The organism is Bacillus sp. FSL R5-0585, assembly GCF_038004545.1.
In the GTDB taxonomy this organism is placed as follows: Bacteria; Bacillota; Bacilli; order Bacillales; family Bacillaceae_G; genus Bacillus_A; species Bacillus_A cereus.
Window position 1 is genome coordinate 1,822,540 of sequence record NZ_JBBORJ010000001.1, and the last position, 26,303, is coordinate 1,848,842.

Sequence of the window (26,303 nt, forward strand, 5' to 3'; positions counted from 1 at the left end):
ATTCATTCCTCAATTAGTTAATTTTCCGATCATCTATATCGTAAATCCCAATAGCGTATGAATCATTTTCAATCCATTTCTTTACTGCTTCTGTTTTAAGTACCCCTTCAACTTCTTTTTCTATTTTCTGTCCAAGTTCTCTCGCCCCTACTTCATCATCGCTAATCTTAGTTTTTATATCAATGGTAACAGGTTGATTCTTTTTATAATTTATTTGCTGAATCCCAAACCCTTCATATCCATTCTTCCTGAATACGTCATCAAATATCTGTCCAAAAACTAACCCCCATCTATGTTCTGCATTTACAATCTCCTTGTTTCTTTGAGATATATTTACTTTATAGGACATAATACCTTGAATTTGCAATCTTTTATTAATTTCTTTTTTTATTTCGTTAGGATTTTCGCTATCAGCAATCTCTAAATCTACTATTCTTGCTTTTTCATCTCTTATAGCAGCACTAAAACAAGATTCCTCCTTTACCGCTACTGTAGCAATATCCATCACTATAGAATCTTCACTTTTAGCATCTTCAATCTCATTCTCACAGGCACATAATAAAGCAAATGGAATTAAAAATACAAGTACCTTTGTTCCCTTTCTCATGTAGCACCCCTCCACACATTTTCATTTACGATAAACTTTTTACTTTGACATATAAATACCTTCTATAATTATTAAATTTAACATTATTTCACATTTTCCCCACTTAACAAGGGAATTACAATTAATAAATAGAATATCTCTATGAATAAATAAAAAGTGAGGGATATATAATGCAACGTGTAAATACGATTGATATTAGTAATGTACTACAATTGGAAAAAACTCTTTCGACTTTATTAAATAAGATGATTTCTTCAAAACTAGACCTTGAAAATTGGTTAAAAGAGCAGTCAAAAGTAATTTGGGAAATCGAAGAACAATTAAGATCACATTACATCGCCTTTCAATGTAATACGGATGATGAAGGAATAAAGGATACTTTTGAACATGATCAACAATTTGTAAAGCCACTTTTAAAGCGGTACCAAAATTTATTGGATAATAAATATTTAGAGTCACCTTTTCGAATGGAATTAGATTCTAACGTATATGGTTTGTTAGATGCAAAAATAAAAAATGCTCAAAAGTTATTTTGTGAGGAAAATATCGAATTAGAAATACAGGAAGACAAATTAGTCACAGAGTACTTTGAAATCACTGGAGGATTAAGTGGAATTTGGGACGGAGAAGAAAAAACGATAACAGAATTACAATCCTATTTACAAGATTCGAATCGTGACATCCGTAAAAAGGCAAAAACTATTATTTCTGAACAATTTTTATCTGTTGAAAAAGAACTCCAAAACATATTAAATCAATTAATTGAAATTCGCCATCAAAAAGCAAAAAATATTCAACTAGAGAATTATCGCGATTATATGTTCAAAAAATACGAGCGTTTTGATTATTCAGCGAAAGATTGCTATGAACTAGCCGAATCCATACGTAAATATGTTGTGCCTCTTAAAGATAAAATAATGCTAGAGAAAAAAGAAAAACTGCAAGTTGATACGCTTCGCCCGTGGGATGTATCAGCTGTAACTCCAGATCAAAAAGTACTTAAACCTATTGCAAATGAAAATGATTTAATTGAAAAGAGCACTCATATCTTTAATAAACTAGATGTTGAATTTTCAGCACTATTAAACCGAATGTATAAACACAATTGTCTTGATTTAACAAGCCGCAAAGGAAAAGCAGCTGGTGGCTTTTGTGAGTACTTACCAGCTTCACAATTATCTTATATTTTTATGAACTTAAATTATACACAAGATGATATTATCACTTTTATACATGAAATGGGTCATAGTATTCATAACGAACTCATAAAACCATTAAAATTACGACAGTATATAGAAATTCCAGCTGAAACAGCTGAACTAGCCAGTATGACAATGGAGTTATTCTCGCTTAATTATTGGGATACCTTCTATACAGACAAAAAAGATTTAAAACAAGCAAAAATTAACTTCTTTAAAGATGTTATTTCATATTTACCTATTATGCTTATTGTAGATCAATTTCAACACTGGCTGTATGAAAATCCAATTCATACTTCTGAAGAAAGAAATGAAAAATACTTACAACTTCAAAAACATTATCAATCTAGCGTCATACATATTGATGGCTACGAAAACTGGATAGCAACGAGTTGGTTACCTGTACTCCATATTTTTGAAGTACCATTTTATTATATTGAATACGCGATTGCCCAACTTGGGGCATTACAAATGTATAAACAATATAAAGAGGATCCTAAGCAAGCGCTAGAAAATTATAAAAAGGCATTATCACTAGGAAGCTCGCAATCTATAAAAGAAGTATATGATGCAGCCGGTATTCGTTTTGATTTCTCTGGTGAAACCATTAAAGAACTAATGCTATTTGTAGAAAAAGAATTAGAATTACTTGAGCAATTATAAGAAGAAAACTACACCTATATTTTAGGTGTAGTTTTCTTCTTCATTTTATTAATCAGTTCTATGTACTGAGTATCACCATATCCGATTGTTGGAAAAAGATAAAACAACTTTGTTAATAATTCTTGATTTGATAAACCTTTATTTTTAGAGATGAATTTCATTACGATATTATCTTCTTTTAGCATTTCTAAATATAAATCTATAGCTTGATACATTACAGGTGGTACTTTATGATAAGTCTTTTTATGGTTTACTAATACTTCATTGTATATAGTAGAATAATCCCCCAATTCAAGTTCAATTTGATTTACTTTAAATTCATCCTCCCTGAAACTATTTAAGTATACTTTCCCTTCATAGCACGACTGCTCAAGGTATGAAAGTAAAGTAAGTAGATTCATTTGGCAAAACATATCTTCACCGAACCATAAAACAATACATTTATACTTTTTCGCAAATAGATTTTCTAACGGATCTATAACTTTTTTTGCATAATTTTCGACTGAACTGTTATGACCTTCTGCTCTTATTTTAATAAACTCTTCATCAAAAACTTGTGCAGTAGCGCTATTTACACACATGGCCTCGTTAAATGAGGCATAATCAGACTCACCCATTAGCTCCTCCGTTTTAAATTCTTCATACATCATTTGACCATTCAATATGTTAAGTACATCTTTATCAAATAGCTCACTATTCTTATTACGTAACTGTTCAACCTCTAATTTTCTAGAAATATTCATTTTGAACTCCCCTTCTTTATTTATATTAAGTTTAACAAATGATTGAATAGGCATGTTGTTCGTTGGTATTCTCTTGGATTCATTCCAAAAACATTCTTAAAAGCTCTACTATAAGCCTCTTGCGAAGGATAATCATAATCCAATGCGATATCTATTATCTTTTTATCATTCGTCAGACCCTCCTTAGATAAATACAATTTCCTCAAAAGAATATAGCGCCTAATACTAATGCCTGTTACTTGGTGAAAATTAAAGGAACAATAATAAGGAGAATAGCCCATATAACGGGATAATTTATTTAATGAAAATTCTTCTTTTAAATTGCTCTCACTCCAATCAATTATCTGCTGTATATGTTCATTCATTTCTTATTTATAAGTATATAAGAGGTTCGTTTCTTTCTTTTGATACTTCTTGTGTTTTATAACCTGAGCCGTTCATTACTTCATTTTAAAGGAAATCAAACATAAAACACGAATGTTGTATATTAAGAATCTTTTAGTTCTCTAGTAAAAAATAAAAGTTTGGAAAGGACGTTACAATGAACGAGCTAGAAAAAGAAATACTTCAATTCATAAATGAACGATATCCATTAAATTTTATTAACATTAAACCTATAACGAATGAAATGTATCAATGTCTTACAGAACTAGATACATACTTCATTAGAATTACAAACTACAAAACATATGAAGAACAGTTAGAAGAAGTTTCATATACGAACTTTTTATATGAAAATGGTTTAGCAGTTCCTCCAATCATACATTCTCTTAATGGGAATTTAGTAGAGAAATTAACATTAGGCAAAGAACTATTTGCTGCATTATATAAAGCTGCGCCTGGTATACAATTACCAAGGTGCGAATGGAATTCTAAAATGTTTAAAAAGCTTGGTAAACAAATTGGAAAATTACATCGTATATCTAAAAACTTTGAAAAGATTAAACCAGTAAAACATATAAATGATTGGTATGAAAATGAAGAGTATAATTTTCTTAAGTATATCCCTAAAGAAGAAACTACTATAAGAGAAATTGCATCTGACGTTTTAACTTCTATAAAAAAGCTACAAAAATCCACTTCGAATTACGGCTTAATTCACGGTGATTTATGGTTAGAAAATATATTAGTTGAAAACAATTCAAACTTAACAATGATTGATTTTCAAGACTGTGAAAAACATTTTTACCTATTCGATTTAGCAGTGCCTATTTATAGTGCGATAGAATATTCATTTGCTGGAAATGGGAATATCGTTGACTATGAACATTCTATTACAGAAGCACTATTTGAAGGCTACCAAGAGGAAAATGAACTACCAAAAGAGATGATAGACAAGTTTCCATTATTTATTAAATTAAAGGAGATTTTTGAATATAGCTTAATGCATATGTATTGGGTTAAAGAAGAATTAACGGAGGAACAAGTACGGATTATGAACCTTTATAGGATGAAGATCGAAAATAAGAATACCTCTATCAATATTTAAGAATGCTGTTGTTTAACTACAAGGAAACTTTGGTTAAACAACAGCATTTATTAATTTGCTGACAGCCTTTTTTATGACTTATAAATACTGATTCAATAATCTTTTCAAATACACTTCATTTTGCGGTGATACTTTTTCAGAAAATCTAGCTGCAATAATAATAGGAGCCCATTGAAAAACTTCATCTCTTGATAAGCCGGTACGACTGCAATATATACGTAAATACATCTCAGCTAATTCTACCGAAGATTGTGAGTACAACAAGTATGTTCGAAATACATCTGCGCGAATATCACCTGAACTTGCATCTACCCAGTCTATAACTTTCACTTTCTCTTCCTTACTCAAAATCAAATTAAATGGATGGAAATCTCCATGACATAGCCTAAAATCAAATGTAATAGAATCTAATTTTTGTAATATATTCTTCTTTTTGCTTTCATCCAATTTATGTACAGATTTAATTTGACGCTCTAACCTTTTCCTCATTAACACAAAGGCCGATATAACGCTCTGCCTCATTCAAATTATTAAGCAGGAGATCACCAATGTTCTCCCCTTTTACATATTCCATAATAATTGCCTGTCTATCGTGTATCTTTGTCACTTCAAATACGTTTGGAACTGGCAGCCCGCATGAATAAGCATATTTTTGTTTGTTTGCTTCATTCATAGACTCTGTATCTGGGAGGTAATCTTTAAATAATTTTACAACCTTATCATCAGTTAAATAAATTTCTGCTGTTTTCCTTTTGCAATTGGATTACCTAAAACCACTTCATTTCTCCCCTTAACATAAATTAAAATAACACCTTATACCTCTCTTTAAATTCACTATAATCCTAGCTAAAACCTTCTTCACAAATATACAAAAAACTTACCGCTTTCCATCCTTAAATAGAAAGCGGTAAGTTTAATTGTTTAGGAATATCAGAATGAAACTCTGATGTATGCACAATTGAAAATGTATATCCTTGCTCAATAAATGATACTTCATTACATTTCCATTCAAATGATACACCATTTTTCTTAAAGTTATTTTGGATTCGCTGTAAAAATGCGACGTCTGGTGTTCCGAAAGAAACGTGTACTTTCGGTGATAAAGCTTTCATGGCGATTGGAATCCAAGGTCGCTGCCACCAAGTTGCGACGACATAAGCAGTGCCACCAACTACAAAGTTAAAAATATCCCCGTCTTCTATCGTTTTCATATTTAGATTTGATTTCAGCCATTCCCTAAAAATAGGTACACTTTTAACAGGAAGACCAATTTCCCTTACATATAAAATGTTTAAAGGTGACTGCGGTACTAATACATCTTCTTTAACATAACTATGCGCGATAATTTCGAGTAGATTTCCATCTCCGTCTTTAAAGTATAAATTGAATCGACCATCCTCTTCATCAATTATATGACCATCTTTCCATTTCGCAATGAGTAATCCAGACTCCTCAAGCCATCTTGCTGTTTCATGAAATTTTGAATATGGGATTTCAAAAGCAAAATGTGCAGGTGCAATTGGTTCATACACTTCTTGAAAACTAATTGTTGTATAAGGGGTTACTTCAAATTGAATGAAGGATGCTGTTTCTTTTTTTATTGGAAGAGATAATATGTCCTTATAAACTTGTTTTACCCCTTCTATGGAAACCGTTTGTAGTTTTATATCTGATATATGTGTAATCACTTTACATTCCTCCTCATTTCTTATTATCTATTCGTATTGTATTACACTTATAAATAGATAAAATCAAACGGAAGAATGGATTTTTTATATAGAAACTACAACTTTAGTATGAATATGTTAGCTTCTTTCATTGCTAGTACAGTAATGTTTCAAAACAATTATGCTCCATATTTCATTTTTTTGATTAACACTTTACTTATTTTTATTTTTTTTAAGTTTCCCCTGCATTATTTCCATATAAAAAAGCTGCCTTTCCTTAAACGAAAAGCAGCTTTTACACTAAAATATATTATAATTTAACAGCGATAATCATAAATCTTTTTGAATTCGTACGAATCCCTTTTTCAGAACTATTTGTTTCAATGAACTTTTGTAAAATAGTAAAATCCTCTTCCTCTTCTCCAAATCTAGGAATAATAGGTGTATGTTTTAATAAGAAAATAAGATCTTCAGGCGTACTGTAATAATCAGTAACATCATATTCACGTACTTGCACGAGTTCAAATCCTGCATTTATAAGTTCACCCATATACTTTTCTTTTAAAGTTCCATCTCTTTCACCTAAGCATTGTCCTCTCCCAAATGTCTCTTTTAGGTTTAATTTATCATGTTCGCTAACTTGTTGCGTTAAGAAAAAAGACCCTTTTTCATTACTTTTGATAATTCAGTCGCTGCAAATGGTGCATGACAACTTGAAGCAATATCAAAATGTGCATGTGGAAATGTTAAAGCTTCAGAACCCATTTGAAGAAACTCAACATTTTGTACACCTGATTTTTTCAAGTTAGAATGTGCCGTTGCAATCATGCCGTTAGAATTATCAATTCCAATCAACAATTTAGCTGATGATGCTATGTTAAGTACATTTTCTCCTCCCCCTGTACCAACATCAAGTAAAATATGTGATGGTTTACACCTTTCTTTTACCTCACTATAAAAGTCCCATGTATCTCCTACAGTTTCACATTTTATTTTACTAAAATCCCATCCATTTAATCTTCCTACTTTATCATAGAAGCTTTTATACTCTAATTCGTTCATCTTATTACTTCCCCTTTGTAAAAATAAATTAAATATGTATAATAACCTACGACACTCCTTAATTATATATTATAAAATGCAAATTATTAAAACAACATTTCACTTCGTACTACATTAAGTTTACATAACAATTTTATAGTTTATCTTTAACTATATGTTCTAAATGTCCTCTTCCCCAACTACACATACTATTCAAAACAGTACTGACTGTTTTTCCATGCTCAGTTAAGCTATATTCTACTTTAGGTGGTATTTCTTGATAAATTTCGCGTTTTATTAGTTGATCTTGCTCTAATTCACGTAATTGCTTTGCTAACGTCCCTTGAGATATATCTGGTATTAATCTCTTTAATTCACCAAAACGTTTCGTTCCATCTGTTAGCAAAATAAACAAAATGAGTGGCTTCCATTTCCCACCGATTATTTGTAATGTTGCTATTACCCCTTTTAACTTCGGTTCTTGTAAATCCATTTTTCTCACCTCTCCTCAGATATCATAAAGTGAAACTTTAATCAGTGGGGGTTTTGTTCATCCCACACTGATTATTAGTTGAACCAATCGGGCTTTTACGGGCAGTTGATCTCTTACCTAACTTCCTTGCATTTTCCTAACTTTGAGGTGAGAGTTTTACTGCCCGTTAATGCGGGATAAACCGTATTTAGAAATTTTTCGTATCACTTATCCGCATAAATAGCAATTAGTACGAAATTTGCGACTATGTACATATAAAGTGCGTACTTTTCACTTGCTCCCTTTTAGCGAATAATAAAAGCATAGCACAGTTAGTTATATTCTAAATTTTTTATTAAAGGAGTGGCTAAAATATGTCTATTACTACATTAAAAAATAGCCGTATTGTTATCATTGGCGGGAGTTCTGGTATTGGATTAACAACAGCAACACAAGCAATTAAACAAGGCGCACATGTTATTATTGCCGGACGCTCGGAAGAAAAATTAAAAGTTGCTCGAGAAGTAATAAATAACAATCATCTTCAAACTTATATATTGGATAATCAAAATAAAGAGCAATTACAAAATTTTTTCAAGATAGTTGGGAACTTTGATCATTTATTCACACCGGGAGCCTCTTACACACTTGGACCGATTACCTCTACAGAGGAAATTGCTGAAAGTAGCTTCATCGGAAAGTTTTGGCCTCAATATTATGCCGTAAAATATGCAATTCCTTTTCTTTCAAAATCTGGATCAATCGTGTTAATGTCCGGTGCATTTAGTCAAAGACCACTTAAAGGCGCACCTGCTTATGGCGCTTGCAATGGTGCTATTGAAAGTTTAGGGAAAGCTTTAGCTGTTGAATTAGCTCCTTTAAGAGTTAATGTTGTTTCTCCTGGAACAATACAAAGAGAAAATGAACAAAATGAACATAGACTAGTTGCTTATGAAGCTTATAAATCTCTTTCACTTGTACAACGAGCTGGATATAATGATGAAATTGCACATACTGTCCTATATTTAATGCAAAATAGTTTTACTACGGGTAATGTATTATTTCCTGATGGAGGGTACACATACCATTAAATTATTTAAGAGAAAAGCCCCTTATTCCGGTGGATTTTGTTGCTAATGTAAACATTGCTGAAATTTCCAAAAAGATGGTTGCATTTCTTTATTACCAACAGGTTGGTTTTTAGAAGATTCATTAAAGGAATCCATTATAATCCGCTCATTTTGTACATTTGCAAATTCAATCGTGCTAGTAGTTGACGAATCAAATCAAGAAGTAATTTATCTTGATATTTATGGATAAGTTTATAAAGAAAAAAGGCATATAAATAATGCCTTTTTTCTTTATCTTCATTTAACTGGATAACAAACTTCTGTAACCCACTTATTAGGATCGGATTCCATCGCTGGGCTCACATGATAAATATTAAACATCGGGCCTGCTAATTTGTAACCCTCTGTCTCAATCCATTTTGCCGCAGCCTCATTTACAGCTGTCATCTGTTCATAACTTCCATTAACTGTTATAGAAGCTACATTAGTCGATTCCATATTTTTAAATGTAACGTCTTTTGTATTTTCGTGCTTACCAAGAATACTTAGCTGTATTTCTATATCCACATCATTTTCTTTGTATTCACGATCATGGAAAACCGCAATACTATAACTCGGTTGGGCAATACTAATATTTTTCATTTGAATTTCTTGCATTAATACACTCCATAAATCACCTTCGCAATTATACGATGGAATAATCTTTCTAACACTAGCTACAGTTCTTTCTGGAATTTCTTTTATTGAAACATGATAATTCATCTCAACAACATCCTCTCTCATCGTTTTCATTGAGTCTTCGAGGAGACGTAATTGTTTTTGGAGGTTATTCATGTCTTCTTTAATTTGAGCACTACGATTAAAAAATTGCTCTTTTATGGTATCTATATTATCGCATTCTATTATTTCTTTGATGGTAGCAATATTAAACCCCATAGCTTTTAACGTTTGAATTTGATTTACTTTTTTTAATTGGTCTGCTGAATAAAATCGATATCCACTCTGCTCATCGACTTTTACTGGTTGTAGTAATTCCACTTTATCGTAGTGTCTCAACATTCGTATACTAATGGAAGATAGTTTTGAAAAATCCCCTATTTTAAACATGATTTCCTCCTATAAGTTACATCTGCTTTGAAGCTCAACTTTATCTTAAACAATAACATTGTGTGAGGGTCAATCGTTTTTTTGACGATTTAAACGATAATTTAACATGTTATATTTACATAATTAAAAACCTATATTCCTATTTTATAACTACTACAATTGACAATCCATCATCAGTTATTTTTCTCTAAACATTCATAAACCGCCATCATATCTCGTTTATCCAACTCACGTATGCGATTAAAAATTGGTATTTTTCCAACAGCTTCTGTTAATAAGCTTTCATTCACAACATCACTTGCTTTTCCAGTTAACCACGTTTGTACATCCACGCCCTCGACAACTTCTTTTAACCCTTCGTCATTAATACCACTTGCATTACAAGTTACACATGGAATTGTTAGTTTAAAGACACCATCATGTAGATTATCTTCGGTTATCACTTTCTTACCTTTACAAAATGGACATGGATTACTTTTTTTAATTTTATTAATTTGGGTAACTAATTTTTTGTATCCAAATGCTTCGTATACATACGTAAGTTTTTTATATTTACCATTTGTGAAATACTTATCTATAATGGTTTCTCTCGTTTCATAAACATTAGGGAAATCACAAACAGTTACTTGATTATTAACACTAATGGATTCGATATTTCCTTTTATTTCGCCCCAGAATGGTAAGACATTTTGTAACACCATTTCATAGTTTGAAAAGCTTGCTTGTTCTAATTCAAACATCTTCAGTGCAACTTGTGCTTTTCTTGGCAATAAAGAAATATCTTCCGTCAATACCATATCGCCACCAACAATAGACTTCAATTTAACAAGTGCCGGTAAATCACCAACTGTTTTCAATACTTTATTAATAGGCTGATTGATTATTTCACGAATATCTACGTTACCAAATTTAAGTGGTTTATGATGATTTAAAACCGTCCCCTCACAAATTGGACATTTCATCATTTTTTTTGAACTCTTAATTTCTTCTTTAATAGGTGCTTTTGAAATAACAATATATCCACCAATAATTGTATTAAACCCTACCCATGTTCTACGTGTCTTTCCTTTTTTATCATAAAATGATTTTTCAAAATATCCATACCAAAACGTATGCTTTTCTTCTTCTGACATATCATTATAGCTCTTTGACAAATCGTGACCAAGCTCATTTTTTATTTCTTCGAATAGAAATTCTATTTTTTCATGCTGATAAAATTTTAATACCTTCATGATTTCTTGATCGAATAGCCCATCCCAAAATGGAACACTTTTATCTTGAATGGCAATATCTTTATCAAAAACTTCAATTTGAAGACGTCCAGAACAAGATGGACAATGATTGTCCTGTGAATAGAAATCAAAACTTCTCGTATCTTTATTAATTGGATGAGCAGCTACAATATGATTAATTAATCCACCAATCTCATATAAGAAACTATATTGACTATATAAATGTCTTTCAAGATCAATAGCAATAACAGGTGCGATTGTATCAGATTCATATTCACCATAAATTAACCTAGCCATTGATGATAAACTTTTTAAAATACCGCCCTTATAAACATTTTCGGCATTTTTAAAATAGTTAATATGATTTTCTTCTAAATAGTGAACTCCTTTTTTCTGCTTAAGCATTGAAGAGATATTTATTTTCTCTGTGCTATTCACATTACTCTTTTGACGATAGTAATCCTCATGATTAACAACATCCAAATGCTCTACAGATTCATTCTGCCTTTTTCCAAAATCAACTATATAATCAGAGCTTTCTAACATGTAACGATTATGCTCAATCATAATGATAGAAACTGATTCATCTTGCAGAATACCTCTAATACTATCGATAAATTGATTTAAAATATTTTGTGATAAACCTTTTGAAGGCTCATCAAAAATGAATAATGTATGTGGATTTCTAGTGTTTGCAAATAATTCCGAAACTAAATGAACACATTGAAACTCACCTGTCGATAATGTTTGTGTTTTTCTCTCTAATGTTAAATAGCCAAGTCCTAACTTAATTAGTAGGCTCAAACGTTTATAAGCGATATCTTCATTTGGAAGTTCATCAATAATATCCTCAATCGAGCGCTCAAAAATATCATCAATGTCTTCACTATACTTTGTGAGTTTCTTTTTAATATCTAGGAAAGTTGCTACAGTTGATCGACTTGTAATTGATTGATTTCGGTCTTGTCCTACCATAACTAATTTATCTTTTGGATATCGTTTTAAAAAATCTGTAGCTAGACATTCGTTGACAAGTGTAGATTTCCCACATCCCGATTCTCCTGTAACCGTTACAAGCCTGTTTTTAGGAATTTGAAACTCCGCCATTTGGATATTACGGCAATATAAATCATAGAATGTATAATATTCTGTTGGTATTTCTTTATTTCGCTCCCACAGTATTGACTTTGGTCTTGGTGATTCTTTCACAATTTTCCCGCCATATTTTCCGCTACCAGGTCCAAAGAACAATTGCTCATCAATTGTATCTAGTACCGTATCTGAATGATCAATAAGCCAAATTTGATTTTTACACCCTAATCGTTTAATCTCTTCTAAAATTTGTAATAATGTTTCATGATCAAGTCCAACTGAAATCTCATCAATAATAATTACAGCATTTTCACTTACTGCCATGAATTCAGCCAAATAAAGTCGTGTTAACTCTCCACCTGACAACGTACCCATAATTCGATTTAATGTTAAATAACCAATGTTCATATTAATAATATTTTGCAGTATATGCTGTTTTTCTTCACTAATATTTAATTCTTTTGCTATTGAAAGAATAGATTCAACACTTAAATCATTAATATTTGAAATTGAATGTGGCTTGGCCAACAAATCAATTTCATGTTTTTCAATTTCTTCACTATAACGTTTTCCCTTACATTTTTTACACTCAACATTTTTTGTAGTACCACGGCCTTTACAACCAGTACACCAGCCTAATTGATTATTAAATGAAAAGACCTCTGGAGAAAGATTAAATACTTCAGCAAGTTTTTCCCGAACCTCTGTAAAAACACCAGTATGTGTACCAATCGTTGAACGTGGATTAGACGAAATCGATGATTTCCCTAAAAAAAGTACTAATGGCATTTCTTCCATCTTAATGGCACTAAAATTTGTTTCCATAATGTTAGGAAATAAATATTGATATTCAGCCTTTGGCAATAAAGAAACTAATCGTTTTTTTGATTCTTCACCAATTGTTTGGCAAAAAGTTGTTTTACCCGATCCAGATAAACCAGCAATTCCAAACGATTTATTAAACGGTATAGTTGCATCTAATTTATTTATGTTATTAGCAATTAATTGATTTACTTTCATATTAACCTCTATTCTTATTTATTCAAAAAAGCATTTTTACAATATAATAATTACATAATAAATATTACCTATTATGCAATTATCCTCTCACTTCATGAATCTTATCCTTGTATATTTCAAACCACTGTTGCCATTCATCTTTAGAAAATTCTTTCTCTTCTCCTTCTAAAACGTAAGAAAAAAGATTTAAACAAATATGCCAACCAGCTATATCTCTCGGTGTATGATCTGTTAATTCATGAATGTACTCTTTTAGGAATAAAAGAGTACCATTTTCCTCTTTATGTATTTCAAATCGGACACGGTCTTTATCCCAAGTAAATTCAAGTACTGAGTTTAGTTGACACTCTAAAATATCAATATTTATGAATGAACCGTCCATCATGTCGAACTTTATTATTCCACCAGTTTTAAGGCTTTCAATCTGTAAATTGGACATCCATTTTTTCAGCTTACTGTTTTCTGTTAATACAGACCAAACTTCCTCTACCGTATATGGAAATTCGCGTTCAAATTTTACAATATATCCACCAGTTAGTTTCCCAATTTCAGCTATCATTTTAATTGCCTCCTTATATAGAATATATGTTCTCATCTCATTTTACACGAATATAAATATAAAATAAATATTTATGTCAACGAAGTGTTAATTTAAAGTGAATGGTGCTGAGAAAAACTTAAATATTTTCTAAATCGAGTTATATAATATTGAAAATTAAATATAGATTTGCGTACAAATAAAAAAGCCGCATTTGCGACTTATGAAATCATAGGATTAACTCCTGTTTTGTTGAATGATTAACGCTTAATCGCATCGACAATTAGCGATGGAAAACCAAGTTTATCGCCTTTATTTCTAGAATCATACCTTTTCGAACGGAAAATAACACCGTCGTTTGCATCCCATTCGTTGTAATAAAACCGACCATTTTCATCACAATATTCAAGTAAAACTACCTCGAATCCAGCAGTTTCAAACATTTTCGTTAATGTTATATAATTATGAACGATTTTATGACTTGCTGCTGGATGATCTTTCGGACCGGGTCCCCCTATTTGAACTATATTTTGATATGCCTCATCCTGAAAGAATGCATCAGGGACTCCGCACCGAATATGACCAAATGGTTTTAAAAATTCATAACAAATTTCAGCTGCTCTTACACCTTCTTCAAAAGTAAGGTGTTCCCATACATGCTCAGCTAAAATAGCTGAAATAGAGTTGTATTCAAATCTTCCTTCCCACGTAGCTTTATCTAGTAAGTTAAGTTCATCTTCTTGCGTTTGAATCCAACCTGGATTATTATTAAACACTCCAGCTCCGACAACTACTTTAATTTCGTCTTGTTTTATCGCCACCATGTTTACCTCTTAAATATTTTAATTCATTAATATATTCTATGTTTACTATTATCCTTCCTCCTTCAAAATTTAGTAACATGAGTCCAGTACAATACCGAACTCATGTCCTAAAAACTCTCTAACGCAGCGATCTGTCTAACTCTATAAAATTAGTTCATAATATACGATTTTTCTTACAGAAATATAGCACAGCAAACATTAGCATAATACCAATTACGTAAAAAATTGTTGTTCCGCTCCCACCAGTATTAGGAATTACCCAATTATTCTTCGCGTTTTTCACTGTTATTTTTTGTGTCTTTACTGCTTCTGTAATTTCTATTTCTATTGGATCCCTAAGTAACATATATCCGTTTGGCGCTTTTATTTCTTTTATCGTATATTTTCCAAGTACTAATTGACTGGAAATCACCTTTCCTTTTTCATCCGTTGTTAATCTAGCCACTTCTTTACCCTCTTTATCTAAGACTTGAAATATAGCGCCTTGTAGTTTTAAATTGATATCCTTATCATCAACTTTCTCAATTTCAAATTGTCCAGTCGGATCTGGTAATTTCTTATTTCCTATTTTAATTTCTACTACTGCATCTTTTTCTACTTTTACAGTTATTTTTTCTTTTAATAATTCGTAACCTTTAGGTGCTTCTACTTCCACTAAGGTATAGTTTCCTATTGGTAAGTCTTTTGATATTACTTCTCCTTCTTCATTTGTTACTAGTTCTCCAACTATTTTTCCTTTTGAATCTTCTATATGAAACTTTGCCCCTGCTAGTTTTTTATTTTTATCACTTATGTCTACTTTCACAAGCTTTATTTTCCCCATTGGATCTGGCAATTTCTTATTTCCTATTTTAATTTCTACTACTGCATCTTTTTCTACTTTTACAGCTATTTTATCTTTTAATAATTCATAGTCTTTTGGCGCTTCTATTTCTACAAGGGTATAGTTTCCTTTTGGTAAGTCTTTTGATATCGCTTCTCCTTCTTTATTTGTTACTAGTTCTCCAACTATTTTTCCTTTTGAATCTTCTATATGAAACTTTGCCCCTGCTAGTTTTTTATTTTTATCACTTATGTCTACTTTCACAAGCTTTATTTTCCCCATTGGATCTGGCAATTTCTTATTTCCTATTTTAATTTCTACTACTGCATCTTTTTCTACTTTTACAGCTATTTTATCTTTTAATAATTCATAGTCTTTTGGCGCTTCTATTTCTACAAGGGTATAGTTTCCTTTTGGTAAGTCTTTTGATATCGCTTCTCCTTCTTTATTTGTTACTAGTTCTCCAACTATTTTTCCTTTTGAATCTTCTATATGAAACTTTGCTCCCTCCAATTTTTTATTATCATTATTACTATCAACTTTTTTTATTTTTACTTTTCCAGTACTAGGCTTGTTCCAATGTTGCCAGTTAAATTTGAAATTGTGAAATTCAAATCCACCAGTTTGTTGTACCGCGCCGACAAATGCTTGTCCATTAATCGAGCCGCCTTTTGTTTCTAATACAGCATTTGGGGCAAACACACTCCCAACGACACCATATCCCTCTGTTGTAATTTTTTTCGCATTTGGAAAAACCCAAATCACTTTCCCGTATAGCTCAGTAAACGGGGAAGTGGGAGAATATGGTTGTGATGTAGGAACTATATCTGTAGCCCTTCCAATATTGTTCGTGTCATATAGAATAGACCCATTTTTAAATGTAACCTCTGTTGCATCCGAATGCATAACAATAAAATCTTTGTCCTTAGCATTTGGTAAAAATACATCCCTTATATCTAAATTAATTTTCCCTGTCAATTCTGATGAAACATAAATATTAGGATTGTTTATATCTTTTCCGATTCCATGACTCATATTTGGAATTGGGGTATTTGTTTTATATTGACCTGTATTTTTACTGACTTGGTTCACTATATTGCGAAATTCATTAAATTTCGCGTCAATTTCTAGTTTTTCTTTATAAACGATACGATCATAAGAGGATTGTATGATGCGATCTGGATCACTCTCTTTTGTCATTACTACTATTCCGTTTTGAATGATAAAAGATTCTTCTCTTGATTTCTTAAATTTTCCAGACAATAACAAGGACGGATATCCCTCATCAACCCATTTTTCACCTACTATATTAGATGTTCCCGCTGCAGCACCTACAATTGTATACCCCGATGCATCCATATCACCTTGAACTGCAATTGCTCCTTCAATGTCGCCACCTATTGCTTTATGGTTACCAAAGACAACAGCATTATAGCGCGATATATCACCTAGACCTTCTAAGTTTGTCGTGGATCCATATACTTCTTTTGGTACATATATGACAAAACTTACACTTAACATTAACAAAACAATAAAATGAATACTTACCAGCTTTAATCGTAGCCTCAATTCCTTTGTTCCCACCTTTACCGTATTTTTTCTATAGTCGAATAAAATGACATATTCACCAATGAGGATTTACTTCATCCTTTCTATCCTTTCTATACTTTCTTTACTTATCTCTGAATTTCCGGTCCCACTTCCCATTAATGCAGGATAAATAAATACATTCTATCGAGTTAACCTTTTCTTATAAATTACGACTAGAAACACACATAACAATAGGATTGGAACTATTACAGTCCACTTATTAAACATAAATATCTCTGTACTCACTTTTTGTTTTTCTTTCTCGTTTAACTCCACACGCACACCTCGAACTAGCAACCTATTGGTGTTTACTCCATAAGGCGTACACGTAATTAAAGTTGTATAATCTTTATTTTCTACAATTTGTAGATCGTCCGTTTCGTGTGGTAACACTACTTTAATTTGATCTACTTTATAAGCAAGAACTTTGTCTAAAGAATGAATATAAAAAAGATCTCCTTCACTCAACTTATCTAAATCTGTAAATAATTTTGCTGATGGTAAACCACGATGCCCTGTTAAAATAGTGTGCGTATTTTCTCCACCTATCGGGAGCGAAGAAAAATCTAAATGACCTATCCCGCGGCTCAATACTTCCTCAGATGTCCCTTGATAGATTGGCAGTTTTATATTAATTTTCGATATTTCAATATACCCCATTACATCTCCTAAATTTAACGCATCAGCATATGCTTGATGATTACTTTTTTTTTCAGAAAATGGATCAGTAAATGTTTTCGTGGAAGTGTGAACTTGTTTATTATATTCGGCTGCTTCTTTTTCCCTACGTTCGACTTCTTTCTTTTGTAGCGCTTTGATCTTCTTATCGTAAGAGCTAATCTCAGAATAATGTGCACGAGTCGCCAACCAATTACTAATAGTAGGATATAAAAAAACACCTAATCCAAATAAAAAAATACCTCCCAAAACAAGATTTCGTTTCATATTTCCACCTCTGTATATGCTTAAATATCGAAAAGAGGGAAGCATTTTGCTTCTCCCCTTTTCCCATAGTTACATGTTCCTAAAATCTTAATTTCTAGCAAACTTTTTTCTAAAGAAAACAAATGCCGCTGTAACCATTAACGTAAGGCCTATTACAGTAAAAAGAGTCGTTCCTATGCCACCCGTTACCGGAAGAACCCATCCACTTTTATTATTTTCAATCGTTAATTTAACCGTTTGATTATTTTCGCTAATCTTTACATCAATGGGATCTTTTAATAATTGATAAGAAGCTTTTGTACCATCTTCTTTTGTATATGTTGGTGCTTTCGTTTCAAAAATTTGATAGTCTCCATATGGAATGTTAGACCATTTAATAACACCATTTTCATCTGATACACCTGTTACTTCTTTTCCTGCTACAACAACTATTTTTCCATTTTTATCTTTAAGTACAAACTCTGCACCTTTTAATTTATTCTTATTAGCACCATCAATTTTTGTTAACTCAATTATTCCAGTTGTCGGAATAACAACTACAGGTTTAGATTCCTTTTCTCCAATTACATCATTTTTATTTGTAAAATGTATTTTTGCTGTATTTAAAATTTCCGAACCAGATGGTACTCCTTCTTTTACTTGAGATTTAATTTGCAAATGAAATTCGTTTTTACCATCTAATTTTGTGAAATCTTTTACTGTAGCTGTTACTTTTTGACCTTCTATAGCTACCTCTACAATGCTTGCATTTACTTCTGCTCCATCAATTTTCACGATTGGCTTTCCTTGAATCACTAAACGATTATCCAAAGTATCTGTTACCACATATTTTTTGTATTCCTTAATGTCTTCTGGAATTAATGTTTTAATATCATAATTATAATTAGTTAACGGATTGATTGGTAGCGCTTCCGATTTTCCGTTAATCTTTTTATCAATTATTGGTTCTTCATAGTTTTTCACTTCTAATTTAACTACTGTACCAGAAGTAATAGTTCCATCTTCATTAATTGTTCCGGAGTTCTTAACAAAAAACTCACGTTTAGTTGGATCTATTACATAGCCTTTCGGAGCTTTTGTTTCTTGGAAATAGTATTCTCCATACACCAATCCTTGCACGCGAATATGACCATTAGCATCTGTTGCTAACTCTTTTTTCACTTCTGTACCGTCTTTTTTAAATAAAGAGAATACTGCACCTGCTAATGCTTTTTCATTTACACCAGTTTTTATTAAATCTACTGCACCACGTTTAATCTCATTTTTGGGATACATGTGAACATCATAGTTTAGCACCTTACCCTCTTTATTCGTTAATGGGATATCCACTGTATACGTATTGGGATTTAGATTAACATGTGGAGGTCCTGCCACTTCTTTCACCTCATAACGTCCTAGCGGAAGATCTTTTAATACAGCTTGTCCGTTATCATCTGTTACTACTTGATTTGGAGTGGCTCCCATTACAGGTTTCACGTCTTCTTTTACGATTTTCCCATCGTTTGAAATTTTTTCAAAAGAAGCAACCCTTTTCACTTCAAACGTTACACCTTTTAATGGTTTCACATCTTTTGGCACCTCTTGATTTGCAGAACCGTCACCTTCTAGTCCCTGCGCTCCATCTTTTTCTTGTTCATACTTATGAATCGTTAAAGTACCTTTAGATGGTGAATCTGCCTTTACTAATACACTAGACCATGTAGAAAATGTTAAGAATAACACTAAAAGCACACTAAATATTTTTTTCATTTCTCTTATCCCCTTTACTACTTCTATCATTTTAAAAATTTCTTTATTACTATTACCTTCTTAAAAGCAATAGTGTGCCAAGTATCAGATTTAAACGAATAACATAAAACATAGTCGTCCAACAATCCATTGTTTACAATCACTTATTCACTTTTCTTATCTTCTATTATTACGTTGTCTCTCCACATGATATATGTAATCTTCTCCCCTAAATTACACTTATATCCCTATTTCAAGAATCATTACATTTGTTACATAATAGCTTTCACTGCTAATTTTGACTAGTCACTTACTGTCAATCTATTCATTTCTCACTTCCTATCCCTATTTAAAATCCAATCTTAATCATTTTTTAATACATATAAGTAATAACCAACAAATAAGTGTGACGATTCATATTTTACGCTACTGTCCAAAACTATTACCTGTATATTCAAATAATATGTGCTGTTCATGTTAAATTATGGTATTATTCTTAGAAGTTTATAACTTTTATTTATATTTTTTATTGATAAAGGTTTTCCGTTTCTACTTATGAAAAAAGGAATATATGTTTATTTAACTATTACGCATTACTGTAAGGAGGAAGAATATGACTAAAAAGCTCAGTCTAGTTGAGATAGAGTACATTTGCAATATGTTTTTCCAATATTTTGAAATTCCAGTTTGTTTTTTAGATTGTAACAAAAATATTCTTTTAGAATTCACATCAAAAAATGATTCACACTTGTTGTATACATCAAAAATAGAACAGTTACATGTGCTTTTTCAGAGAAATGATACATATAATTCCCCCATCTTCAGAACTCACGAACATCTAGGGCACTTTATTTTAATTCACATAAAGAGCGATTATATGGTGAACGGTACTGTTATTATTGGGCCCTTGGCACATGTAAATTTTTCTACAAGTAAAGCGGATAGTAAACTTAATTTTATTCCAAATTATAAAAGAACAAGAGACCATTATTTTTCATTGTCAGTCAAAGATCAAAATTTCTTTGTAAATATAGCAATATTGTTCTATAACATTCTCTATAAAAAAAATTCAGATGTAAGCACATTTTCAAATAACAGTGACTCACTTCATATAAGTCATAGCAGAATCTTAAACGAAGATGTATATATTTCAATGCAAAAAGACGAATCCATTTATCATAATTTATATATAGAGCAGCAACTACTTGGTTCTATAGAAAACGGGGATAAAGAAACCGTACTCAAATATTATTACGAATTCCAACAAGAGACTCTTTCATCTTTATCTTCATTCCATCAATTAAGACGTCATAAAAACATTTGTATTTCATCCATCACGCTCGCTACTAGATATGCGATAAAAGGGGGACTTCCATCTGGAATTGCTTACAAAATTTATGATTTATATATTCAAAGAACAGAAGATTCAAAAGACAAAGAATCTGTTTGGGATTTATTAAAAAATGCTTTTTGTACCTTTGCAGACCGTGTAAAGGCACAAAAAACACAGCAACATTCACAGACTATTGCTATTTGCAAAAACTACATTTTTAAAAACATTTACAATCCAATATCTGTTAAACAACTTGCTAAATTTGCAAATGTGAATTCAGATTATTTATCTATATTATTTAAAAAAGAAGTCGGTATTTCATTAATTGAGTACATTCAACGTGAACGAATCGAAGAAGCAAAGAAATTATTAACTTTCACCACCTATCCTTTATCAGACATATGCGCTTCGCTTAATTTTAGCGATCAAAGTTATTTTACTAAAATTTTTAAAAAATTCACCAATGAAACACCTGGTAAATATCGAAAATCTCATGTTGTCATTTAGAGTGACACTTCCATTAAAGCAAAGTGTTTTCAGTAACTTATCAATGGCAAATTAGAAGTACTCCTATATTCATGAGCTATAGGATTTATGCTATTTTCAAATCAAAAAACACGTTACTATTCTCATTAAAATAAAAGAATAGTAACGTGTTTTATATGTAATATAGTTCTGTAGACAGAATAGTATCCAACTGCAAATTTTTATAAAAGCCAAATGTACCGCTTAACTATTAAAATCTTAATAAGTAAAAAATCCATATTTCGTTTTATTTACTTTCTACTTTATTTCTTTTGAATACTGAACTCTTTTCTTCAAATGAATAATCCCTACTATTATTTTTGTATCTTTCTAAATTTGCGAATCAAAGTGATTACTGTACCTGTAATAATCATCAATATGCCGATTGCTGCACTGTTAGTTGTACTTACACCCGTCTTTGGAAGCTCCTTATATGTATATTCTTTTTTATCGCTATTACTGTTGTTTGAGATATTACTCTTATTTTCCTTATTAGCAAGGCCATTAGCTTTGCTAGTTTCTTTATCTTTCACTAATACTTTTTGTATTGCATTTACCTCATTACCCACGGAATCTCTAACACTATATATTATTTCATAAGTACCAGCTTTATTTGTATCTATAGTTCCTTCATACGCTACTTTAGAAATAAGGTCACCGTCCTCTTTATCCGTAGCTGATACCCCTACCAATGGATCAAATTGATCACCCTCAGTAATTGAAGTTGTAGCAGGTACTTTTAGTATTGGTTTATCATTTTTAACTTCTTCTCTAACTTTGACCGTTACAGTTTGCTTCGCCGTTACTTCATGACCTTTAGAATCTGTAACCGTGTACGTTAATACGTAAGTACCGGCTTTAGTTGTATCTACTTTACCATCAACTTTGATTTTAGAAGTGAGATCACCGTCTTCTTTATCGATAGCTAATACTTCTGCCATTGGAACAAATGAATCTCCCACATGAATTGTCGCTCCAACAGGCACTGTTAATTTAGGTTCTAAATCTGATGTTTCTCCATTTCCCTCTACAATTACAGTCTGTGTTGCCGTTGCATTCCGCCCTTGAGAATCAACAACCATGTATTCCACAATGTATGTACCTGGTTTTGAAGTATCTACATCGCCTTTATGCTTTACTTTATTTGTTAAATCACCATCTTCTTTATCAACAGCTTTTACATTTCTCATTGGATCAAACGTATCACCTACACGTAGTGTAATCGTAAACGGTACAGTTAACTCTGGAGCTTGGTTTTCTGCTGTTTTTTCGTTCTCTTTCACCGTTCCTGTAATTTTTGCCGCATCAAAAGCATTTTGGACTGCTTGAACTTCAATTGAGTTCGCTCCATATTTATTAGTTGCCACTTTAAGGCATGCCAATTTCAATTCAGAGAAATTAGAAGTCATATTTAATTCATCAGTATTTGCATAATAGAAAATATCAAACATTCTATCTTCACCAATACCATTTACATTTACACCGTTATGAGTACCACCTTGTGCCATTAAATACGCAACTTTATTAATAATACTTGAGTTAAAATGAACGCCTCCATAATCCTCTCCATTTAAATCATTATATTTACTATAATCATCAGGATACGGTAGTCCTTCTGAAAAATTAATTGCAGTTGGATTTTTCATATTACGAAAAGTCGATCCAGTTTGTTCTCCTATTGTCCAGTTAAATTCCCCATTATTTATGTATTTCTCTATAGCCGTTCCCATAATATCCGATAATGCCTCGTTAATTGCCCCAGATTCTCCTGAAAATTCAAGGTTAGATTCACTTGATGTAACTGCATGTGTAAATTCATGACCCGCTATATCGAATGCTTTTACCATAGGATCTCCATATAAAAGCATACTAATGTTATTAATATTAGTACTAAATGCATTCTCCCAATTTTCAGGATCATTTGTTCCTCCAGAATCCCATGCATGTACAACTGAAACTACTTTTTTTCCTTTATTATCAAAACTATTACGCTTATATTTTTCTTTATAAAAATCGTATACCTTTGTTGCTAAGAAATGAGCGCTTACCGCCTTTGGATCATTAAATGTTGTTGAAACACTAGTTGCTAGTATACCAGGATAATAACTTTCTTCATTTGTAATATCTCTATAATTTACATCATATGTCTCAATTCCTTGTCCTCTTGTGTAATCAGCAAGCGCATAATTCCCACTGGTCTGTTTAGAAATACCAAATGTACGAGTTACGCCTAAATCATCTTTTCCTGTTCCAGTTAATGATGTAAAATTGCTAGTTTTATTTTCCTTAACGGATTCAACATACTCTTCACTTATTTTCAAACTTGATTCTTGTACCATATCTTTTAACATTTCACCATTATGAGCATTCACTAAATAAGTTCCAGATACATAATTTGGTGTTGTAGCAGCAAATGTAACTTGATATGCATTGCTAGCCTGCCCATGATTTTCATCAACAAAAATAACTGCCTTAACTTCTGGCTCAGAAATAAATTTAGTATCGTTTCCGTACTTTTTATAAATATATTGTTTTGCTTCTTCTTTTGATAAATTAATAGGTTTCTTTAAATCTTCTTGTGTTAAATTTTGTGCGCTAGCTCCTGAAATGCTTTTAATAATACCTTTTTTATCTACGTGAGCAGTCAACTGGTGGCCATATACTTCTTTTCCTTCATATATTTGTTGCATGCGCACAAGTGTAGTTCCATCATAAGAACCACGTTTTTGAAGAACCTTGTAATCTACTCCTGTTTCTGCACTAACTTGTTTTGGAGACAAAGCATGCTCCGTATTTTCCTTAAGTGCATCTTTCACTACATTCTCTGGTGCCTTTTTTGATGGTTGTGTCAGATCACCTGTACGGAACGAATCCTCTTGAATTTCAACTTGCATTTGACCAGGTTCCTCTGCATGACCTACTCCATATGGTGTTACACTTGTTAAAACGAATCCTGTTGTTAATGCAACTATAGCTATTTCTTTTTTATTTCCCATGATATTTACCTCGTATAAATTTCTATTATTTATATGAAACTGCTAAAATGTATACAATCTATTCCTAACATAAAAAGATGACTTTTGTAATCTACAAAAGCCACCTCTTCAATATGTAATATCCCTAAAATGTTTTTAATACATAATTTCTATACAAACAGAAAAAAGCATTCATTAACGAGCATTTTGCAATACTTTTATTAGGTCATTTATATTTTCAACTTTCTGCTGAAACTGATCAAGTCTGCTATGTAACAATGAAGGATTTTTATCTTCAGTTGAAATAACTTGTTTTAATTCGTTTTCTAATTTATCATACATATCAAAGAAATTATCAAATTCTACACTTACAAGCTCTTCATTTTCGCGATAGAATCTTTTTGCTTCTATATAAGTCATATATGATTTATTTAAAAATCCTAATGAAATTAAATATTTAGAAGTGTTTTCTTGATAAATAGCAATATCACACGCTATTTTAATATCAGAATAAGTCTTTTGAACGAGACAATGCAATTCAAAAATCTTAAACTTTAATCCATTATTCATTTCATCCCCTCCCATCGTATCTATTCTACATAAAATTAGAATATTATACAAAGAAAATTATTAGCATGAAATTGACAATTTAAAAAATAACTTAAGGATCCATAAAATCCCTCTCATTATAAATTATAGTTGCGGAGCATTTACCAACATAACAGCAAAATAAAAAGCGAAAAGAATAAATCTTTCCGCTCTTAGAGTAATAAATACATTTCATATTGTGCTAAAGAATTCTTTTCAAATCCACATTTCTTAAGAAAACCTTCCAGTAAATTATTGTTAGGAAACCCAATTGATAAACTTGATAAATTTAATTCTTCTCTTGCTACTTGTAATAATTTCATCCCAACACCAATATTTCTATAATCTTTGTCTACGAAAATAAAACTAATTTTACCTTGTTTATTTACACATAGAGAGCCTTTTAAGTCATTATCGACATATGCACCATAAAATAAATTATTTGTTTTTTTGATATAATCAATATCATTTTGCCAATTTATATGGAAGTTTAACCATTTCTGAATTTCATCTTTAAAAGTTGGAAATTCTAATTGTTTTACTTCAATATCCTTACAATCTTTATTCATTATTTTAGTCAAATCATTTAAATTATAATAAGAAAGATCGTACACTTTTTCATAGCCCAACTTAGTATAAAAATGAATCGCTCGGTCGTTTCCTACAATGACTTCGAGAAAAAGTTGCTTACATCCATGTTGAATCGCCTCTTCTTTATGCAGTTCAAATAATTTTTGACTCACACCAATACCGCGGTAATTAGGATGAACCGCTAATGTTCCGCAGCGCATAGTCTTTATACTTTCATAATCCTTTATGCCACCTAGTATTACGCCAACAGATTTGCCTTCTTCTAAAGCAAGAAAAGAATGTTCTAGTAAATTACCTTCTGGTCCCAAAAAACGTTGTATAAAATCCTCTTTTGAAACCTCCATCTTAATAATGTAATCTGAAAATCCATCTTTAAAAGCTTCATATACTAAATCAATATTTACTTCACTACACCTTTTATATTGAATCATATAAAATTGC

At 31.4% G+C, this 26,303-nt stretch carries 19 protein-coding genes and 2 pseudogenes; 4 read left to right on the forward strand and 17 right to left on the reverse strand.

Annotation, left to right across the window (positions count from 1 at the left end; all coding sequences use genetic code 11):
• Window positions 1-13: 13 nt before the first annotated feature.
• Complete coding sequence (locus MKY38_RS09455) at window positions 14-607, reverse strand: DUF4030 domain-containing protein (RefSeq protein ID WP_341048812.1); 594 nt, start codon at window positions 605-607, stop codon at window positions 14-16.
• A 170-nt stretch (window positions 608-777) separates the two neighbouring features.
• On the opposite strand from MKY38_RS09455, the gene MKY38_RS09460 reads away from it, so the two are divergent.
• Window positions 778-2,469 carry a M3 family oligoendopeptidase gene (locus MKY38_RS09460; protein WP_001190038.1) on the forward strand — a complete coding sequence of 564 codons (1,692 nt, stop codon included), beginning with the start codon at window positions 778-780 and terminating at the stop codon, window positions 2,467-2,469.
• A gap of 14 nt (window positions 2,470-2,483) precedes the next feature.
• Here the strand turns inward: MKY38_RS09460 and MKY38_RS09465 are convergent, their stop codons facing one another.
• The gene (locus MKY38_RS09465; RefSeq protein WP_033689750.1) at window positions 2,484-3,212 is read right to left on the reverse strand and encodes a hypothetical protein; all 729 of its coding nucleotides are present in this window, start codon (window positions 3,210-3,212) and stop codon (window positions 2,484-2,486) included.
• A 20-nt stretch (window positions 3,213-3,232) separates the two neighbouring features.
• On the reverse strand, window positions 3,233-3,577 hold the full coding sequence (locus MKY38_RS09470) for a helix-turn-helix transcriptional regulator (protein WP_251199662.1): 345 nt from the start codon (window positions 3,575-3,577) through the stop codon (window positions 3,233-3,235).
• A 176-nt stretch (window positions 3,578-3,753) separates the two neighbouring features.
• On the opposite strand from MKY38_RS09470, the gene MKY38_RS09475 reads away from it, so the two are divergent.
• The gene (locus MKY38_RS09475; protein WP_078439917.1) at window positions 3,754-4,701 is read left to right on the forward strand and encodes a phosphotransferase enzyme family protein; all 948 of its coding nucleotides are present in this window, start codon (window positions 3,754-3,756) and stop codon (window positions 4,699-4,701) included.
• Between the two features lie 78 nt (window positions 4,702-4,779).
• On the opposite strand, the pseudogene MKY38_RS09480 reads toward MKY38_RS09475, so the two are convergent.
• The 4 genes and pseudogenes from MKY38_RS09480 to MKY38_RS09495 form a co-directional block, all read right to left on the reverse strand.
• Window positions 4,780-5,478, reverse strand: a pseudogene (locus MKY38_RS09480) (phosphotransferase family protein).
• 116 nt (window positions 5,479-5,594) lie between these two features.
• The gene (locus tag MKY38_RS09485) at window positions 5,595-6,389 is read right to left on the reverse strand and encodes a VOC family protein (RefSeq protein ID WP_078439918.1); all 795 of its coding nucleotides are present in this window, start codon (window positions 6,387-6,389) and stop codon (window positions 5,595-5,597) included.
• 289 nt (window positions 6,390-6,678) lie between these two features.
• A pseudogene (locus tag MKY38_RS09490) lies at window positions 6,679-7,430 on the reverse strand (class I SAM-dependent methyltransferase).
• A 133-nt stretch (window positions 7,431-7,563) separates the two neighbouring features.
• Window positions 7,564-7,902 carry a winged helix-turn-helix transcriptional regulator gene (locus tag MKY38_RS09495; RefSeq protein ID WP_000365530.1) on the reverse strand — a complete coding sequence of 113 codons (339 nt, stop codon included), beginning with the start codon at window positions 7,900-7,902 and terminating at the stop codon, window positions 7,564-7,566.
• Between the two features lie 353 nt (window positions 7,903-8,255).
• On the opposite strand from MKY38_RS09495, the gene MKY38_RS09500 reads away from it, so the two are divergent.
• Entirely contained in the window at window positions 8,256-8,972 is a 717-nt protein-coding gene (locus MKY38_RS09500) for an SDR family oxidoreductase (RefSeq protein ID WP_044306957.1), read from the forward strand.
• 276 nt (window positions 8,973-9,248) lie between these two features.
• Here the strand turns inward: MKY38_RS09500 and MKY38_RS09505 are convergent, their stop codons facing one another.
• From MKY38_RS09505 to MKY38_RS09535, 7 genes are all read right to left on the reverse strand, one after another.
• Complete coding sequence (locus MKY38_RS09505) at window positions 9,249-10,058, reverse strand: MerR family transcriptional regulator (protein WP_137049919.1); 810 nt, start codon at window positions 10,056-10,058, stop codon at window positions 9,249-9,251.
• Window positions 10,059-10,231: 173 nt separating this feature from the next.
• Window positions 10,232-13,402 (reverse strand): ATP-binding cassette domain-containing protein, encoded by a 3,171-nt coding sequence (locus MKY38_RS09510; RefSeq protein WP_341048815.1) that lies wholly within the window; start codon window positions 13,400-13,402, stop codon window positions 10,232-10,234.
• A 79-nt stretch (window positions 13,403-13,481) separates the two neighbouring features.
• Window positions 13,482-13,961, reverse strand: coding sequence for an SRPBCC family protein (locus tag MKY38_RS09515; protein WP_016512802.1), 480 nt, complete (start codon window positions 13,959-13,961; stop codon window positions 13,482-13,484).
• A 239-nt stretch (window positions 13,962-14,200) separates the two neighbouring features.
• The gene (locus tag MKY38_RS09520) at window positions 14,201-14,764 is read right to left on the reverse strand and encodes a class I SAM-dependent methyltransferase (RefSeq protein ID WP_137049918.1); all 564 of its coding nucleotides are present in this window, start codon (window positions 14,762-14,764) and stop codon (window positions 14,201-14,203) included.
• A gap of 154 nt (window positions 14,765-14,918) precedes the next feature.
• Entirely contained in the window at window positions 14,919-17,156 is a 2,238-nt protein-coding gene (locus MKY38_RS09525; protein WP_341048817.1) for a SpaA isopeptide-forming pilin-related protein, read from the reverse strand.
• A 162-nt stretch (window positions 17,157-17,318) separates the two neighbouring features.
• Window positions 17,319-18,122: a class C sortase gene (locus MKY38_RS09530; RefSeq protein ID WP_078385459.1), complete on the reverse strand. Its 804-nt coding sequence runs from the start codon at window positions 18,120-18,122 to the stop codon at window positions 17,319-17,321.
• 87 nt (window positions 18,123-18,209) lie between these two features.
• Window positions 18,210-19,871 (reverse strand): SpaA isopeptide-forming pilin-related protein, encoded by a 1,662-nt coding sequence (locus MKY38_RS09535; RefSeq protein WP_341048819.1) that lies wholly within the window; start codon window positions 19,869-19,871, stop codon window positions 18,210-18,212.
• Window positions 19,872-20,463: 592 nt separating this feature from the next.
• On the opposite strand from MKY38_RS09535, the gene MKY38_RS09540 reads away from it, so the two are divergent.
• A complete protein-coding gene (locus MKY38_RS09540; RefSeq protein ID WP_341048820.1) occupies window positions 20,464-21,690 on the forward strand; it encodes a helix-turn-helix transcriptional regulator in 1,227 nt (408 codons plus the stop codon).
• A gap of 332 nt (window positions 21,691-22,022) precedes the next feature.
• On the opposite strand, the gene MKY38_RS09545 is transcribed toward MKY38_RS09540, so the two are convergent.
• The 3 genes from MKY38_RS09545 to MKY38_RS09555 all read right to left on the reverse strand — a co-directional run bounded on the left by MKY38_RS09545 (window position 22,023) and on the right by MKY38_RS09555 (window position 26,293).
• Window positions 22,023-24,704: a M4 family metallopeptidase gene (locus tag MKY38_RS09545; protein ID WP_341048822.1), complete on the reverse strand. Its 2,682-nt coding sequence runs from the start codon at window positions 24,702-24,704 to the stop codon at window positions 22,023-22,025.
• A gap of 174 nt (window positions 24,705-24,878) precedes the next feature.
• Window positions 24,879-25,253, reverse strand: coding sequence for a hypothetical protein (locus MKY38_RS09550; RefSeq protein ID WP_001059022.1), 375 nt, complete (start codon window positions 25,251-25,253; stop codon window positions 24,879-24,881).
• A 191-nt stretch (window positions 25,254-25,444) separates the two neighbouring features.
• Complete coding sequence (locus MKY38_RS09555; RefSeq protein ID WP_114556075.1) at window positions 25,445-26,293, reverse strand: GNAT family N-acetyltransferase; 849 nt, start codon at window positions 26,291-26,293, stop codon at window positions 25,445-25,447.
• Window positions 26,294-26,303 lie beyond the last annotated feature (10 nt).